Origin of the sequence: Pseudomonas sp. WS 5532, assembly GCF_012985445.1 — a bacterium.
GTDB lineage: Bacteria > Pseudomonadota > Gammaproteobacteria > Pseudomonadales > Pseudomonadaceae > Aquipseudomonas > Aquipseudomonas edaphica.
This window is the reverse complement of record NZ_JAAQWK010000028.1, coordinates 41,071-56,635: the sequence shown is the minus strand read 5'-3', so window position 1 is coordinate 56,635 and position 15,565 is coordinate 41,071. Positions and strand designations below refer to the sequence as shown.

The window sequence follows — 15,565 nt, the reverse complement described above, 5'->3', positions numbered from 1 at the left end:
CGTTTTACCACGGTGCATGAGAGACCAACTGGCCGCTGAAAAAGCCCCAGGCGATCAAGCCTACGGTGATCGCGGCCAGTACAACACGCACGGTCAAGGCAGTGACGAGGCGGTTGGAGTTGCCCTCGTCCTTGACCAGAAAGAACAAGCCACTGAACAGGCTCACGACAGTCGCGATCAGCATCAGGGCAATGGTTGCTTTGAGCATGGTCAGGTTCCATTCGGATGGGCGGGCAATGAAAAGGCGGGCAATGAAAACAAGTATAGCCAGCGCCATAAAAGACTTTCGCCCAGGGCTCGCTCCCACGCTGGTGGTGCTTGTGCTGCTGCCGTTGATGGTTGGGCTGGGGTTCTGGCAATTGGCTCGCGGGCATGAAAAACAGCTGCTGGTGGACAGCTATGCCGAACGGCGTGTGGCTGAGCCGCTCAGCAGCGTGCAACTTGATGGCATGGCCGACCCGGCCTTCCGCCGCGTGCGGCTGCGCGGTCAGTTCGATGCTGAGCACAGCGTGCTGCTCGACAACCGCATGCGCGACGGCAAGGCCGGTGTTGAACTCCTGCAGCCCTTTCACGACCAGGCCAGCGGCGAATGGCTGCTACTCAATCGCGGCTGGTTGCCGTGGCCGGACCGGCGCACGCCGCCCGTGTTCACCACGCCTGAACAACCTCTGAATCTGGATGCCTGGGTGTACATCGCGCCCGGCGAAACCTTCCAACTGCACGCCGACCCCGCCACCACGCAATGGCCGCGCTTGCTGACTGCGTTGCATCCCGCCGCGCTCTGGGCGGAGTTGGGCCGCAGCGGTTTCGCCTATGAGTTGCGCGCCGAACCTGGCCCCGGCACCTACGACACTACCTGGCCGGTGGTCGCCATGGGCCCGGAAAAACACTTGGGCTACGCCGTGCAGTGGTTCGCCATGGCACTGGCGTTGCTGGCGCTTTACCTCTACCTCGGATGGCATAACAAAAAGGAGAAACTCCATGGGAGCGGCCATGAATCCACCCAGCACGTCTGAGGCGCCCGACCGGCGCAAAGGCCGCTGGCAGCTGATTCTGATCCTGATGATGGTGATCGGCCCAATGGCGCTGGCCACCTTTATGTACAAGTTGCAGTTCTGGGTGCCCGACAGCCGCAGTTACCACGGCGAGATGATCGGCAACGGCCAGACCCGCGCCGACATCGGCGTGCAGGCCGATGAAGATCGCTGGCAACTGTTGGTTACCGCGCCCACCGCCTGCGCCGCTGAGTGCCAGCAACTGGTGTATCTGGCGCGCCAGCTGCAAATCAGCCTGGGCCGCGATGCCTCTCGCGCCAGCCATGCCCTGGCCAGCGCGCAGCCGATGAGCACGGATTACGACGCCAAGCTCAAGGCCGAATACCCACAACTGCAGCGCTACCCGCTGGATCTGACTACCTTCAGTAAAAACGCGGCCGCGCCGGGTGAGGCGCAACTGTGGATCGTCGACCCGCACGGCAACCTGGTGCTGCGCTACGACGCCAAGGTCAAGGGCAAGGACCTGCTCAACGACCTGCGCCTGCTGCTGAAACTGTCGAACATCGGATAAGGGCATCGTCATGGCCAAACCTGGATTTCGCCTCGCGTTGTTTGCCACCTTGCTGGCGCTGCTGGTCGTGCTGCTCGGCGCCTACACGCGCCTGACCCACGCTGGCCTCGGCTGCCCGGACTGGCCCGGCTGCTACGGGTTTATCAGCGTGCCGCAAAGCGAAGCCCAGCTGGCGCATGCCGAGCTGCATTTTCCCGATACGCCGGTAGAAGCCGACAAGGGCTGGGCCGAGATGACCCATCGCTACTTCGCCGGCACCTTGGGCTTGCTGATCGTGCTGCTGGCGGCGCGCTCGTGGAGCCATCGGCGTGATCCGGGGCAGCCAGTGAAACTGCCGCTGTTTGTGTTGGCGGTGGTGTTTGCCCAGGCGGCGTTCGGTATGTGGACGGTGACGCTGAAGTTGTGGCCGCAAGTGGTCACGGGGCATTTGCTTGGCGGTTTTGCCACCTTGAGCCTGTTGTTTTTGCTCACCTTGCGCCTGTCCGGCGTGTTGCCCGCTTTGATCGTGCCCAAGCGCCTGCAATATTGGGCCACGGCGGGCCTGGTGCTGGTGATCGGGCAGATCGCGCTGGGCGGTTGGGTCAGTTCAAACTACGCGGCGGTGGCCTGTGTCGACCTGCCGACGTGTCATGGCGAGTGGTGGCCGGCGGCGGACTTTGCCAACGGGTTTCACCTTACCCAGCATATCGGCCCCAATTACCTCGGCGGCCAGCTCGACAGTGAGGCGCGCACGGCCATCCACCTGACCCATCGCATCGGCGCGGTGCTGGTGACGCTGGTGCTGCTGGGGCTGGCCTGGCAATTGCGCGCCGTGGGCATGACGCGGCTGTCGGGCCTGCTGCTGATCGCCCTCGCGGCGCAAATCTGCCTGGGCGTGAGCAATGTGGCGTTCGGCTTGCCGCTGCCGGTGGCGGTCGGGCACAACGCCGGTGGGGCGGGGTTATTGCTGACGCTGGTGCTGGTCAACTACCACGCCCGTACCAGCCTGGTCCGGGTGCGCAATCAGTTGCCGTTTGGCTGGCGTTTTATCCCGCGCAAACACGTATCGGGTCTCATCACCCTAAAAGGAGAGATGCCATGGCGACCTTGATCGGCGCGCGTCACGATCGGGCGATCTGGCGGGATTACCTGGAGCTGACCAAGCCGAAAGTGGTGGTGCTGATGCTCATCACCTCCTTGGTGGGCATGTTCCTCGCGACCCGCGCCGGGGTGCCGTGGACGGTGCTGGTGTTCGGCAATTTGGGCATTGCCCTGTGCGCCGGAGGTGCGGCGGCGGTCAACCATGTGGTGGATCGGCGCATCGATGCGGTGATGGCGCGCACGCATAAACGGCCGTTGGCAGAAGGGCGCGTGTCGCCCGTGGCGGCATTGGCGTTTGCATTGTTTCTGGCTGTTGCAGGTTTGGCCTTGTTGCTGGCGTTCACCAACCCTTTGGCGGCCTGGCTCACGTTGGCCTCATTGCTGGGTTACGCGGTGATCTACACCGGTTTTCTCAAGCGTGCCACGCCACAAAATATCGTGATCGGCGGCCTGGCCGGTGCGGCGCCGCCGCTGCTCGGCTGGGTCGCGGTTACCGGGCATGTCAGCGCCGAGCCGCTGCTGCTGGTGCTGATCATCTTCGCCTGGACCCCGCCGCACTTCTGGGCCCTGGCCATTCACCGCAAAGAGGAATACGCCAAGGCCGATATCCCGATGCTGCCGGTCACCCACGGCGAGCACTACACCAAGGTGCATATCCTGCTCTACACCTTCGCCCTGCTGGCGGTGAGCTTCATGCCCTATGTGATCCATATGAGCGGCCTGCTGTACCTGGCGTGTGCGCTGGTATTGGGCGGGCGCTTTCTGCAATGGGCCTGGGTGCTGTACCGTGGCAGCAAGCCGCACGCGGCGATCAACACCTTCAAGTACTCTATCTGGTACTTGCTGCTGCTGTTTATCGCGCTGCTCGTCGACCACTACCTATTGTTGAACCTATGACTCGAACTCAAAAAACCGTCTTCATCCTGGTGGCCATCGTCGCGTTGATCATGGGCCTGACCGTTAACAAAGTGCTCAGCGGCAAAGGCCAGGGCGACCCTACCGCGCTGATCGACGCCGGCATTATCCTGCTGCCGCAAAGCCGCCAGCTGCCGCCGGTGACCATGACCAATCAGGACGGCCAGCCGGTGGTGGTCAACGAGTTGAAAGGCAAATGGAGCCTGCTGTTCTTCGGTTACACCTTCTGCCCCGACATCTGCCCGACCACCCTCGCGCAACTGCGCCAGATCAAGAGCGAATTGCCTAAAGAGGCGGTGGATAAGTTGCAGGTGATCCTGGTCAGCGTTGACCCGAACCGCGACACGCCGACCCAGCTCAAGCAGTACCTGGGCTACTTCGACCCGCAATTCGAAGGCCTGACCGGCGCGAATGTAGCGGATGTGCAGAAGGTCTCGAATGCGGTGAGCATTCCGTTTATTCCGGCCGATACCAGCAAGCCCAACTACACCGTGGACCACAGCGGCAACCTGGCGCTGATCGGCCCGGACGGCACGCAGCGTGGGTTTATTCGTGCGCCGTTGAATAATCAAAAGCTGGTGGCGCAGTTGCCTGGTTTGCTACAGCGCAAGTAGGCCAATCACCAAGCTAACCAACAACACAAATAACCTGTGGGAGCTGGCTTGCCTGCGATAGCGGTGGGCCTGCTTGCATCTCAGTTGCTGACCCACTGCCATCGCAGGCAAGCCAGCTCCCACAGTGGTTTTGTGCAAGGTTTGAACAGGGTGTCGTCGGAGATTTCCCACGTGTTGTCGCGCTGTGCGTGAACTTGTTGGACGGTCTTGGGGTGGCTAGTCTTTGGCCTGTCGCTGCAAATTCAGTGACAGGGTGTGGAAGCCCTTATATCGTTAGGCGCACAAAGCGCCACCTAGTGTCAGGCGCTTTTTCTTGTCTGTGTTTTATGGTGGCTGTGCGCGGGGCGCTTTCGAGTGCGCCGGGTGCCTAACGTCCCGGTCTTCCACACCTGCGTACAGCCGCCACCCATTACGTGGAAGTAGTGCTTGGCGGTCCCTTGATACGTTAGGAGCTAGACCGTGCAAACACTTACCCCTGATCCACCGATCACACCCAAAGTCTTCACCCGCCACCATCACCAGCTGCACGCCGTGCTGATAGACAACCAGCCATGGTTCAGCGCCTGCGACATCGGCCACCTGATGGGCCTGCACCTAAACCCTGCGCTACTGCGCAAGCTCGATCCCGACCAACAACACACCCTGGCGCTGATCACTCATGGCCACTGTGCGCCGACGTTGATGGTCAGTGAGTCTGGCGTCTACGCGCTGCTTATCTACCACTACTACCCGGAGAATCGGTGCCTGCGCCAATGGTTGACCCATGAGGTGGTGCCAGCCCTGCGCTGACAGCAAAAGCCACACAAAGCTGGTGGCAGAGTTGCCGGTTTTGCTCCAGCGCATATGATCGTTCCCACGCTCTGCGTGGGAATGCCTCCTGTGACGCTCTGCGTCACGACCTCAACAGCGGGACGCAGAGCGTCCCGGGCTGCATTCCCACGCGGAGCGTGGGAACGATCACAACACAAAACAAATGTGGGAGCTGGCTTGCCTGGGATAGCGGCAGGCCAGTCAACATCTTCGGTGACTGACACTCTGCTATCGCGGGCAAGCCAGCTCCCACATTAGGTTTACGGTGTAGCTCTGGATCAGAACGCCGGCAGAATCGCGCCTTTGTACTTCTCAAGAATGAACGCTTTCACTTCTGGCGTGTGCAGGGCTGCAACCAGCTTCTTCACCGCGTCCGAATCCTTGTTGTCGTCGCGGGTCACCAGGATGTTCACGTAAGGCGAGTCGTTGCCTTCGATCACCAGCGCATCCTTGGATGGGTCCAGCTTGGCTTCCAGGGCGTAGTTGGTGTTGATCAGCGCCAGGTCGACCTGGGTCAGCACGCGCGGCAGGGTGGCGGCTTCCAGTTCGCGGAATTTCAGGTTTTTTGGGTTGCCGCTGATGTCCTTGATGGTCGACAGGATGTTGGTCGGGTCCTTCAGGGTTATCAGGTTGTACTTGGCCAGCAGCAGCAGGGCGCGACCGCCGTTGGTGGCGTCGTTCGGGATCACGACGTTGGCGCCGCTTGGCAGGTCTTCCAGCTTTTTGTACTTGCTGGAGTAGGCGCCCAGTGGCTCCAGGTGTACCGCGGCAACGCTTACCAGGTGAGTGCCCTTGGTTTTGTTGAACTCATCCAGGTACGGCTGGTGCTGGAAGAAGTTGGCGTCCAGGCGTTTTTCAGCCACCTGTACGTTCGGCTGCACGTAGTCGGTGAAGACTTTGACCTGCAAATTAACGCCTTCTTTGGCGAGTGCAGGCTTCACGAATTCGAGGATTTCCGCGTGGGGCACCGGCGATGCAGCGACTGTAATAGTCTCGGCAGCATGGGCAGAAAACGCGGCAACGGCGGCGAAAGCAACCAGTAGTTTTTTCATCCAACAAGCTCCTTGTTCGGGCATGTGCCGGCGGGGGCCGGCAATGGCGGTTATTTTCGAGAGTAGTGTGTCACCAGCTTATCGCCGATGGTTTGCAGAATCTGTACCAGCACAATCAACATCACGACGGTGACGACCATCACGTCGTCCTGGAAACGTTGGTAACCATAGCGGATCGCCAGGTCGCCCAGCCCGCCAGCACCCACGACGCCTGCCATGGCGGTGTAACCCACCAGAGCAATAGCGGTGACGGTGATGGCCGCAATGATGCCGGGTTTAGCCTCTGGCAGCAGTGCCTTGGTGATGATCTGCCGAGTGGTGGCGCCCATGGCTTGAGTCGCCTCGATGATGCCGCGATCCACCTCGCGCAATGCGGTTTCCACCAGGCGCGCGAAGAACGTCGAAGCGCCCACCACCAAAGGTGGAATCGCGCCGGCCACACCGAGCGAAGTGCCGGTGATAAAGATCGTCGTAGGGATCATCACAATCAGCAGAATGATAAACGGCAGAGAGCGTATGGCGTTGACGATAAATGCCAGCACGCCATAGGTGGCTTTCTGCTCGAGCAACTGACGTGGGCTGAACAGAAACAGCAGAACGCCCAGCGGCAAGCCAACCAGTACGGTGAACACCAGCGAGGTGCTGAGCATCAGCATGGTGTCGCCGGTGGCAACCCAGATGTCGGCCCAGTCAACTTTGTCGAAGTAATGCAGTAACACGTCCATTAACGCAGGACCTCCATATGCACATCGGCTGCGGTAAAGCGGGCGAAGGCCGCTTCCATGTCACCGCCGGTGATGGCCAGGGTCAGTTGCCCGTAGGGGGTATCTTTGATGTGGTCGATGCGACCGGCAAGGATGCTGTAGTCCACTCCCGTTTCGCGGGCGACGGTCCCCAGCAATGGCGCGTAGGTCGCTTCGCCCTGGAACGTCAGGCGCACGATGCGGCCCGGTACATGGGCAAACACATCACGCTGCTCGCCTTCATCGACTTGCTCGGCTTCTTGCACAAAGCGCTTGGTGGTCGGGTGCTTGGGGTGCAGGAACACCTCGGCCACCGAGCCTTGCTCGACGATCACGCCGGCGTCCATCACGGCGACCTGGTCGCACACGCGGCGGATCACGTCCATTTCATGGGTGATCAGCACGATGGTCAGCTTCAACTCGCGGTTGATCTCGGCCAACAATTTGAGCACCGAGGCGGTGGTCTGCGGGTCGAGGGCGCTGGTGGCTTCGTCGCACAGCAGAATTTTTGGCTTGGTCGCCAGGGCGCGGGCGATGCCGACGCGCTGCTTCTGGCCGCCGGACAACTGCGCCGGGTACTTCTTGGCATGGTCCGACAGGCCCACGCGGGCGAGCAGTTCAGCCACGCGCAGGTCGATGTCTTTACGCGACAATTCGCCGGCCAGGGTCAGCGGCAATGCCACGTTGTCGGCAACGGTCTTGGACGCCAGCAGGTTGAAGTGCTGGAAGATCATCCCCACTTGCTGGCGAAAACGGCGCAGGCCGTTGGCGTCCAGGGCGGTGACTTCCTCACCGTCGACGTTGATCTGACCGCCGCTTGGCTGCTCCAGGCGATTGATCAGGCGCAGCAGGGTACTTTTGCCCGCACCGGAGTGGCCAATCAGGCCGAACACCTGGCCGTTTTCGACGCGCAGGCTGGTGGGGTGCAGGGCGGGGATTTCCTTACCGGCGACGCGGTAGGTTTTATGGACGTTATGAAACTCGATCACGTAGCGAACCTTGTGGGGCGCATTGAAAAGGGATCAGCGGTTAGCCGGGCGCGCATTTTAGCCTGTCCGTATAGCGTTTCTTAGCATTTATTTCGCATTCAACCAGCGATTTGGCAATAACGCGATCAAAGGTCATAAAAAAGGAACGGCCCAAAACCCCATCAGTCACTACTTAAGCAACTCAATTTCCCAGGTGCCGTGCCTGGGGGTTTGCTCAAACGAGCCGGGGACCGCTCTGGCCACTTTGAATAAGGAGTTTTGACTGATGAGTACCAAGAAGCCAGCCACCCCGCCTAAGAGTGAGCTTGCGGGCACCGATACCCTGGACCGTGGCAACACCAACGCCAAGCTGCAGGCCCTGGAAGAGTTTCGCTCCGATGCGACCGGCCAGGCGCTGCGCACCAACCAAGGCGTAAAGATTTCCGATAACCAGAACACCCTCAAAGTCGGCGCCCGTGGCCCCTCGCTGCTGGAAGACTTCATCATGCGTGAAAAAATCACGCACTTTGACCATGAGCGTATCCCGGAGCGCATCGTGCATGCCCGTGGCACTGGCGCCCATGGTTATTTCCAGACCTATAAGAACCATTCTGCGCTGAGCAAGGCCGGGTTCCTGCGTAACCCGGAGCATAAAACCCCGGTGTTCGTGCGCTTCTCCACCGTGCAAGGCCCGCGTGGTTCGGGCGATACCGTGCGTGACGTACGCGGCTTTGCCGTGAAGTTCTTCACCGACGAAGGCAACTTCGACCTGGTGGGCAACAACATGCCGATCTTCTTCATCCAGGATGCGATCAAATTTCCGGACTTTGTGCATGCGGTAAAGCCTGAGCCACATAACGAAATTCCTACCGGCGGCTCGGCCCACGATACGTTCTGGGATTTCGTCTCGCTGCAGCCGGAATCGGCGCATATGGTGCTGTGGGCCATGTCTGACCGTGCCATTCCAAAAAGCCTGCGTTCCATGCAGGGTTTTGGTATTCACACCTTCCGGTTGATCAATACCGAAGGCAAGTCCAGCTTTGTGAAATTCCATTGGCACCCGAAAGTCGGCACCTGCTCGCTGGTGTGGGACGAAGCGCAAAAGCTTGCCGGTAAAGACACCGACCACCACCGTCGCGACCTGTGGGAAGCGATCGAGGGCGGCGACTACCCTGAGTGGGAGTTGGGCGTGCAAATCGTTGCCGAAGAGGACGAACACAAGTTCGACTTCGACCTGCTTGACCCGACCAAGATCATCCCCGAAGAGCTGGTGCCGATAACCCCGCTAGGCAAAATGGTGCTTAACCGCAACCCGGACAACTTCTTTGCCGAGGTCGAGCAGGTCGCCTTTTGCCCAGGCCATATCGTGCCGGGTATCGACTTCACCAACGACCCGCTGCTGCAAGGCCGTCTGTTTTCCTACACCGATACGCAGATCAGCCGACTCGGTGGCCCGAATTTTCATGAGCTGCCGATTAACCGGCCGGTCACGCCTTTCCATAACGGCCAGCGTGATGCCCAGCACCGCACCGTGATCGATAAGGGCCGTGCGTCCTACGAGCCGAACTCGATTGATGGCGGTTGGCCCAAAGAAACGCCAGCGGCGGCTCAGGATGGCGGGTTCGAGACTTATTACGAGCGCGTTGACGCCAACAAGGTACGTGAGCGCAGTGAGTCGTTTGGTGACCACTTCTCGCAAGCCACGCTGTTTTTCCACAGCATGAGCCACCACGAGAAAGAGCACATCATCGCGGCCTACAGCTTCGAGTTGGGCAAGGTGGAGCGTGAGTTTATCCGCGCGCGTCAGGTCAACGAGATTCTGGCCAATATCGACCTGGAGTTGGCCAAGCGCGTTGCGCAGAACCTCGGCCTGCCGGCGCCGACCAAAGGCACGGTACCGCCGCGCAAGACGTCGCTGAAAGAGTCGCCGGCGTTGAGCCAGGTGAACCTGCTGTCGGGCGACATCAAAACACGCAAAGTCGCAATTCTTGCGGCTAACGGTGTGGATGGCGCAGCGATTGCGGCGTTGAAGAAAGCGCTGGCCGCCGAAGGTGCGCATGCCAAGGTGCTGGGGCCGACGTCGGCACCGGTGAAGACTGCGGATGGCAAGAGCCTGCCGGTGGATGCGTCGATGGAAGGCATGCCGTCGGTGGCGTTTGATGCGGTGTTCGTGCCGGGCGGTAAAGAGTCGATCAAGGCCTTGAGTGGCGACGGCGTGGCGTTGCACTTCCTGTTGGAGGCGTACAAGCATCTGAAGGCGATTGCGCTTGCCAGTGATGCCAAGCCGTTGCTGGAGCAGCTTAAGCTGGAGGCGGATGCGGGGTTGATCGTGGGAGCGGATGCCAAGGCGTTCAAGGCATTCTTTGCGGCGATTGCGCAGCATCGGGTGTGGGCGCGGGAGCCTAAGGCCAAGGCGATTCCGGCTTAAGCTTTTGGGTGTTTGTTAGACCGCTATCGCAGGCAAGCCAGCTCCCACATTTGACTGTATTCACAGTTCAAAAGGTGGGAGCTGGCTTGCCTGCGATGGCTTTACTCGGTTTTGCGCGGAATCAACACAACCTGCGCCGGGATGTGTTTCACAATCTGCCGGTGAATCTTCAGGTCATACGCCGAATCAATGCGCTTCACCCGTTTGGTCAGCAGTGTGGCCAGCCATGGGTAATCCTGGGTGCGCGGCGCCTGAATGGTCACGTCGCACTGGTAATTCACCACATCGGTGGCGATCGCATCCAACTGATGGCGAAGTTCTTCAATATCGGTGAGGTTCAACGCAACCGTGGTGCTTTGAGCCGCCGGGTCGATGACCTTGGCGGGTGGCTTGGCCTCGGCAGCTTTCAAGGCGGCTTCGGCTTTATCCAGCTCGGCTTTGCGGGCGTGGCTGATGGCGCTGTTGACGCCGCCCGTGAGCGCCGGAGCCTTGGGCATCAAGGCGCGTGCGCGGCTTAGCGCCGTAGCGGCGGCATTCACATCACCTTTTTGCAACACGATCTGGCTGCGCTGCAGGTAGGCTTCGGCCAATTGGCGCTGGTAGTTTTCCAGCGCCGGGTCGTTGGGCGATTGGGCCTGCAATGCGGCCAGCTCGTCTTCGGCGGTGGCCAGTTCACTGCTGGCCAGGTTTTGCTCCAGCTGCGCGATGGCCGCAGCACGCGGGTCCTGCGCCTCGGGGGCGGCGGGCGGTGTGCTTTGGCAGGCGCCCAGCAGCAGGGAAAATGCGGCAAGGAGCAGATAACGGGAGTTGAACGGCTTCATTCCTGCGACTCTCTATTTGCGCAAAAAGCGAGCAAGTCTACACCCCTCGACGGGGCAGGACAAAACTCAGCAGAAACAGGGCGGCGGCCGTGACCACAATCGACGGCCCGGCCGGCGTGTCCTTGAACCAGGACAGCGCCAGGCCCCCGCACACGGAGAGCATGCCCAGCAGGCTGGCGCCGATCGCCATCTGCTCCGGTGAGCGGGCATGGCGCTGGGCGGCGGCTGCGGGAATGATCAGCAGCGACGTGATCAACAATACGCCGACAATCTTCATTGCGACAGCAATCACCACGGCGATCAACAGCATCAGGGTCATGCGCAGCGCCGGTACGGGCAAACCTTCGACGGTGGCCAGCTCTTCGTGCACGGTAATTGCCAGCAACGGGCGCCACAAGGCCACCAGCAGCACCAGCACAGCGGCGCTGCCGCCGAGGATCCAGGCAAGGTCAGTGGGGCTGATCGCCAGCAAATCGCCGAACAGGTAGGCCATCAGGTCGATGCGTACTTCATGCATGAAGCTCAGCACCACCAGGCCCAGCGACAGCGTGCTTGGCGCCAGAATGCCCAGCAGCGTGTCCGAGGCCAGCGGCTGGCGCTGTTGCAGGGTTACCAGCAGCACTGCCAGTAATAGGCAGCCCACAGTGACGGCGATGGTCGGGCTCACATCCAGCAGAAAGCCCATGGCCACGCCCAGCAGCGCGGCATGCGACAACGTGTCGCCAAAGTAGGCCATGCGCCGCCAGACCACGAACGAGCCCAATGGGCCTGCCACCAGTGCCAAAGCCAAGCCTGCCAGCAGGGCGTAGAGCAGAAAATCAGCCATGCTTGCAGCTATCTCCATGAACGTGGGGTTGAGGCGTAGCGGGATCGTCGACCACAGCGCCATGCAAATCATGGGCGTGATCGTGATGGTGGTGATAGATCGCCAGGCTCTGCGCGTTTTTGCCGAACAGCTCGACGAATGCCGGGTCGCCGCTCACCTGTTCCGGGTGGCCGGAGCAGCATACGTGGCGGTTGAGGCACACCACTTGATCCGTGGTGCTCATCACCAGGTGCAAGTCGTGGGAGACCATCAGCACGCCGCAGCCATGGCGGTCACGCAGGCGGGTGATCAGGCTGTACAGCTCGGCCTGGCCGGCAACATCCACGCCTTGCACGGGTTCATCAAGTACCAGCAACTCGGGTTCGCGCAACAAGGCGCGCGCCAGCAGTACGCGCTGCATCTCGCCGCCGGAGATGCTCTGCACCGGGCTGTCGATAACCTGTTCGGCACCGACTTCCTTAAGCGCCGCTTGTGCGCGTGCGCGGTCGACGCCAGGCACCAGGCGCAGGAAGCGCAGTACCGACAGCGGCAGCGTTGGATCGACATGTAATTTTTGCGGCATGTAACCGACGCGCAGCTTGGGCTTGCGCCACACGCTGCCGCTGTCGGGCTTGAGCAGGCCAAGCACGGCGCGCACCAGCGTGGTCTTGCCGGCGCCATTGGGGCCGATCAGCGTCACGATCTGCCCCGGCTCCACGCTCAACGCGATGTTATCCAGTACGTTTTGCCCGGCGAACGTGACCCCAACCTGCTCCAGGCGGATTAACGCGTTGCTCATCAAGCCCCCTGGCAACCGGAGCAGAGCCCGACCACTTCGACCGTTTGCCCTTCGACCTTGAAGCCCACGTCGGCGGAGCTTTTGACGATGGCGTCGCTGATGCTTTTTTGTTCAAGCTCGATGGCGGCGTGGCATTCGCGGCAGATCAGGAATTGGCCCTGGTGCGCGTGTTCCGGGTGGCTGCAGCCGACAAAGGCGTTGAGCGATGCGATGCGATGCACCAGGCCGTTTTCCAGCAGGAAGTCCAGCGCGCGGTACACCGTCGGCGGTGCCGCGCGGCGGCCGTCCTGCTCGCTGAGCACGCCAAGAATGTCGTAGGCGCCCAGGGGCTTGTGACTTTGCCACACCAGCTCCAGCACCCGACGACGCAGGGCAGTCAGGCGCAAGCCTTTCTGCGCGCACAGGGTATCGGCCTCCGACAGCGCGGTGTGTACGCAGTGAGAGTGGTCGTGGGGACGGCTGGCAAGCGGTGTTTTAGGCATGAGCGGCGACAGACATTTGATAGAGACGTTATTATGTTACCTGTTCCTACGCCATTGAGTGGTCATCGTGTCCCGACTTTTTCCCGTTTTTGTCGTATTTGTCACCAGTTTGTTCATCACCGGGGCCGCTCAGGCTGAGGTCAAGGTGCTGACCAGCATCAAACCGTTGCAGTTGATCGCCGCCGCTGTGCAGGACGGCGTGGCGATTCCAGAGGTGCTGTTGCCGCCTGGCGCATCGCCGCATAACTATGCCTTGCGCCCATCCGACGTACGGCGCGTGCAGTCGGTAGACCTGCTGTATTGGATCGGCCCGGACATGGAAAGCTTCCTGCCACGCGTGCTCAAGGGGCGTAGCCTGCCGACCGTGGCAGTTCAAGACTTGCCTGGGATGAAGTTGCGTCGGTTCGCCGAAGATAGCCACTCGCATGCCGATGATGCCGACGAACACGACCACGATCACCGCCCTGGCAGCCTGGATGCGCACTTGTGGTTGTCGACGGTCAACGCTCGGGTGATCGCTGCGCGCATGGCGTCTGACCTCAGCACTGCCGACCCGGCCAACGCTGCGCGTTATCAGAGCAATGTGAAGGCGTTCGATGAGCGTCTGGATGCTTTGGATGCACGCTTGAAGGCGCGCCTGTCCACCGTCGGCGACAAGCCGTACTTCGTGTTCCACGAGGCATTTGATTACTTCGAAGACGCTTACGGGCTCAAGCACACGGGCGTGTTCAGCGTGGCCGCCGAAGTGCAGCCGGGCGCTCAGCATGTTGCCGCGATGCGTACGCGTTTGCAGGAAGTGGGTAAGACGTGCGTGTTCAGCGAGCCGCCGTTGCGTCCGCGTTTGGCCGAGACTTTGGTGGCGGGCTTGCCGGTGAAGTTGGCAGAGCTGGATGCGTTGGGCGGTTATACCCCGGCGACGGCGCAGGGTTATGAGCAGGTACTGGAAAAGCTGGGGAATGACTTGGCCGGGTGCCTGGAGTCGCTCTAACAGCCAACACAGAATGACTGTGGGAGCTGGCTTGCCTGCGATGGCGATGTCGAATGACACATCGCTATCGCAGCGGTGCGACGATTCGACAAGCCAGCTCTCACATTGACCGAGTTGAGCCCTAGAGTGCGAACGGCAGATGGACTGTGACCTGCTGGCGCTGCGCCAGCCGATGCTCGAACTCTGCCGGGTCATGGATCAACACATCCTGCCCGGCAAACGATTCTGCGGCGATCAGGCGTGACAGCCAGAAACGCACGCACGCAACGCGCAGCAGGGTCGGCCACAGCTCGGCCTCCTTGGCGGTAAACGGCCGCAGCCCCGCGTAGGCGCCCAGCAACGCGCGGGCGCGTTGCCCATCAATCACGCCATCGGCGTCGGAGCACCAGTCATTCAAGGCGATTGCCACGTCGTAGAGCATCGGGCCTGAGCAGGCGTTGTAGAAGTCGATCAAACCGGTGAGGTGGGTGCCTTCGAACATCGCGTTGTCGCGGAACAGGTCGGCGTGTACGTTGGCGCGCGGCAGGGCGAGGATGTCGGCCTTGTGGGCTTCGATTTCGCTCAAGGACGCTTGTAGCAGACGCTGCTGGGCTTCGTTCAGGTGTGAAATAAGCTGCGCGCCTTCAGTGAGCATCCACTCCAGGCCGCGATCGGTCTTGCGCTCCAGCACTTTGTCGCCTTGCGTCGCCAGGTGCAGGTGGCCGAGCAGGTCGCCGACCTGGGCGCAATGCTGCGCGTTGGCGTCCTTTATGTGCTTGCCGGCCAGGCGCGGCTGTAACAGCGCCGGTTTGCCTTTGAGTTCGCGAAGCGCCATGCCATCGGTGGTACGCAGCGCGTAAGGCACCGGCAGGTCGGCGTCGTGGAGCACGTCTAGCAGTTCGATGAAGAACGGCATTTCCGCCACTGGGCCGCGCTCAACCAGAGTCAGGACGAATTCGCCCTGTTCCAGGCTGATAAAGAAGTTGGTGTTTTCGCTACCGGCGGCAATCCCCTGGAAATCAAGCAGGCGGCCGAGCCCGTAAGGGGCGAGAAAGGTTTCCAGCTCGGGCCGAGCCAGGGGGGTGAACACAGACATGTTTAAGCTGCCAGTACGGGCGCCGCAGTGCGCGGCGCCAATTTAAGTTAAGAAATCATTTCCATTCGAAGATCTTCCATGACGGGATCAGCATATCCGGCTGGTCAGAGCGGATGAAGTTCGCATCGGTTCCGTCCGCGCGCACCAGGAAATACGGTGGAAAGCCTTTTTGCGTCACCTTAATTGCGTACAGGAAGCCATTCTGGCGGTATTCCTGAATGGTCTTGTCGCCTTCCGTGCGAATGGTAACTTCCGGGTCGCCCGACGGCGCAGTATCCGCCGCCATGGCCACTATCGGGGTGAGTGCAATCAAGCCGGTCAACAACAGGCGATTTACTGTACGCATGATAACCTTGTCCCTTTGTCGTCATTGGTCCGGCTATTCTAGCGCCTGACCCGCCGAAAAGGTTGATCCTGCT

General features: G+C 61.0%; 17 protein-coding genes and 1 pseudogene. 8 read left to right on the top strand and 10 right to left on the bottom strand.

The genetic code is table 11. From position 1 onward, the window contains the following. Positions 1-4: 4 nt before the first annotated feature. Positions 5-208 carry a twin transmembrane helix small protein gene (locus HBO23_RS30360; protein WP_110623938.1) on the bottom strand — a complete coding sequence of 68 codons (204 nt, stop codon included), beginning with the start codon at positions 206-208 and terminating at the stop codon, positions 5-7. Between the two features lie 43 nt (positions 209-251). Between HBO23_RS30360 and HBO23_RS30355 the strand changes: the two genes are divergently transcribed. The 6 genes and pseudogenes from HBO23_RS30355 to HBO23_RS30330 all read left to right on the top strand — a co-directional run. Further along, positions 252-1,016: an SURF1 family protein gene (locus tag HBO23_RS30355; RefSeq protein WP_170040733.1), complete on the top strand. Its 765-nt coding sequence runs from the start codon at positions 252-254 to the stop codon at positions 1,014-1,016. Continuing rightward, positions 982-1,566, top strand: coding sequence for a hypothetical protein (locus HBO23_RS30350; RefSeq protein WP_170040732.1), 585 nt, complete (start codon positions 982-984; stop codon positions 1,564-1,566). The genes HBO23_RS30355 and HBO23_RS30350 overlap by 35 nt, the downstream gene beginning before the upstream one ends. 10 nt (positions 1,567-1,576) lie before the next feature. Beyond that, a complete protein-coding gene (locus tag HBO23_RS30345) occupies positions 1,577-2,656 on the top strand; it encodes a COX15/CtaA family protein (RefSeq protein WP_058420534.1) in 1,080 nt (359 codons plus the stop codon). Further along, positions 2,644-3,543 (top strand): heme o synthase, encoded by a 900-nt coding sequence (gene cyoE / locus HBO23_RS30340; RefSeq protein WP_017137894.1) that lies wholly within the window; start codon positions 2,644-2,646, stop codon positions 3,541-3,543. Before HBO23_RS30345 ends, cyoE begins: the two co-directional genes overlap by 13 nt. Further along, positions 3,540-4,175: an SCO family protein gene (locus HBO23_RS30335; protein WP_017137893.1), complete on the top strand. Its 636-nt coding sequence runs from the start codon at positions 3,540-3,542 to the stop codon at positions 4,173-4,175. Before cyoE ends, HBO23_RS30335 begins: the two co-directional genes overlap by 4 nt. A gap of 459 nt (positions 4,176-4,634) precedes the next feature. After that, a pseudogene (locus tag HBO23_RS30330) lies at positions 4,635-4,961 on the top strand (Bro-N domain-containing protein); the annotation flags it as partial. A 302-nt stretch (positions 4,962-5,263) separates the two neighbouring features. Here HBO23_RS30330 and HBO23_RS30325 read toward each other — a convergent pair. The 3 genes from HBO23_RS30325 to HBO23_RS30315 are packed head-to-tail and all read right to left on the bottom strand — an operon-like array spanning position 5,264 to position 7,769. Beyond that, complete coding sequence (locus tag HBO23_RS30325; protein WP_170040731.1) at positions 5,264-6,037, bottom strand: MetQ/NlpA family ABC transporter substrate-binding protein; 774 nt, start codon at positions 6,035-6,037, stop codon at positions 5,264-5,266. Positions 6,038-6,087: 50 nt separating this feature from the next. After that, positions 6,088-6,762, bottom strand: coding sequence for a methionine ABC transporter permease (locus HBO23_RS30320; RefSeq protein WP_017139104.1), 675 nt, complete (start codon positions 6,760-6,762; stop codon positions 6,088-6,090). Then, positions 6,762-7,769 carry a methionine ABC transporter ATP-binding protein gene (locus HBO23_RS30315; RefSeq protein WP_017139103.1) on the bottom strand — a complete coding sequence of 336 codons (1,008 nt, stop codon included), beginning with the start codon at positions 7,767-7,769 and terminating at the stop codon, positions 6,762-6,764. Before HBO23_RS30315 ends, HBO23_RS30320 begins: the two co-directional genes overlap by 1 nt. 265 nt (positions 7,770-8,034) lie before the next feature. Between HBO23_RS30315 and katE the strand changes: the two genes are divergently transcribed. After that, positions 8,035-10,176, top strand: a complete 2,142-nt coding sequence (katE, locus tag HBO23_RS30310) for a catalase HPII (RefSeq protein ID WP_017139102.1) — start codon at positions 8,035-8,037, stop codon at positions 10,174-10,176. Positions 10,177-10,277: 101 nt separating this feature from the next. Here the strand turns inward: katE and HBO23_RS30305 are convergent, their stop codons facing one another. Genes HBO23_RS30305 through HBO23_RS30290 form a run of 4 tightly spaced genes read right to left on the bottom strand, consistent with a single transcriptional unit; the run spans position 10,278 to position 13,095 of the window. Beyond that, positions 10,278-10,997 carry a PA5502 family lipoprotein gene (locus HBO23_RS30305; protein ID WP_099488101.1) on the bottom strand — a complete coding sequence of 240 codons (720 nt, stop codon included), beginning with the start codon at positions 10,995-10,997 and terminating at the stop codon, positions 10,278-10,280. 37 nt (positions 10,998-11,034) lie between these two features. Next, a complete protein-coding gene (gene znuB / locus HBO23_RS30300) occupies positions 11,035-11,823 on the bottom strand; it encodes a zinc ABC transporter permease subunit ZnuB (protein WP_159953511.1) in 789 nt (262 codons plus the stop codon). Then, complete coding sequence (gene znuC, locus HBO23_RS30295) at positions 11,816-12,601, bottom strand: zinc ABC transporter ATP-binding protein ZnuC (protein WP_017139099.1); 786 nt, start codon at positions 12,599-12,601, stop codon at positions 11,816-11,818. Before znuC ends, znuB begins: the two co-directional genes overlap by 8 nt. Then, positions 12,601-13,095 carry a Fur family transcriptional regulator gene (locus tag HBO23_RS30290; RefSeq protein WP_170040738.1) on the bottom strand — a complete coding sequence of 165 codons (495 nt, stop codon included), beginning with the start codon at positions 13,093-13,095 and terminating at the stop codon, positions 12,601-12,603. The genes znuC and HBO23_RS30290 overlap by 1 nt, the downstream gene beginning before the upstream one ends. 46 nt (positions 13,096-13,141) lie before the next feature. Between HBO23_RS30290 and HBO23_RS30285 the strand changes: the two genes are divergently transcribed. After that, complete coding sequence (locus HBO23_RS30285; RefSeq protein WP_017139097.1) at positions 13,142-14,071, top strand: zinc ABC transporter substrate-binding protein; 930 nt, start codon at positions 13,142-13,144, stop codon at positions 14,069-14,071. Between the two features lie 121 nt (positions 14,072-14,192). Here HBO23_RS30285 and HBO23_RS30280 read toward each other — a convergent pair whose 3' ends face one another. Then, positions 14,193-15,146 carry a homoserine kinase gene (locus tag HBO23_RS30280; protein ID WP_017139094.1) on the bottom strand — a complete coding sequence of 318 codons (954 nt, stop codon included), beginning with the start codon at positions 15,144-15,146 and terminating at the stop codon, positions 14,193-14,195. A gap of 55 nt (positions 15,147-15,201) precedes the next feature. After that, positions 15,202-15,492, bottom strand: coding sequence for a DUF2782 domain-containing protein (locus HBO23_RS30275; RefSeq protein WP_017139093.1), 291 nt, complete (start codon positions 15,490-15,492; stop codon positions 15,202-15,204). Positions 15,493-15,565: the final 73 nt, after the last annotated feature.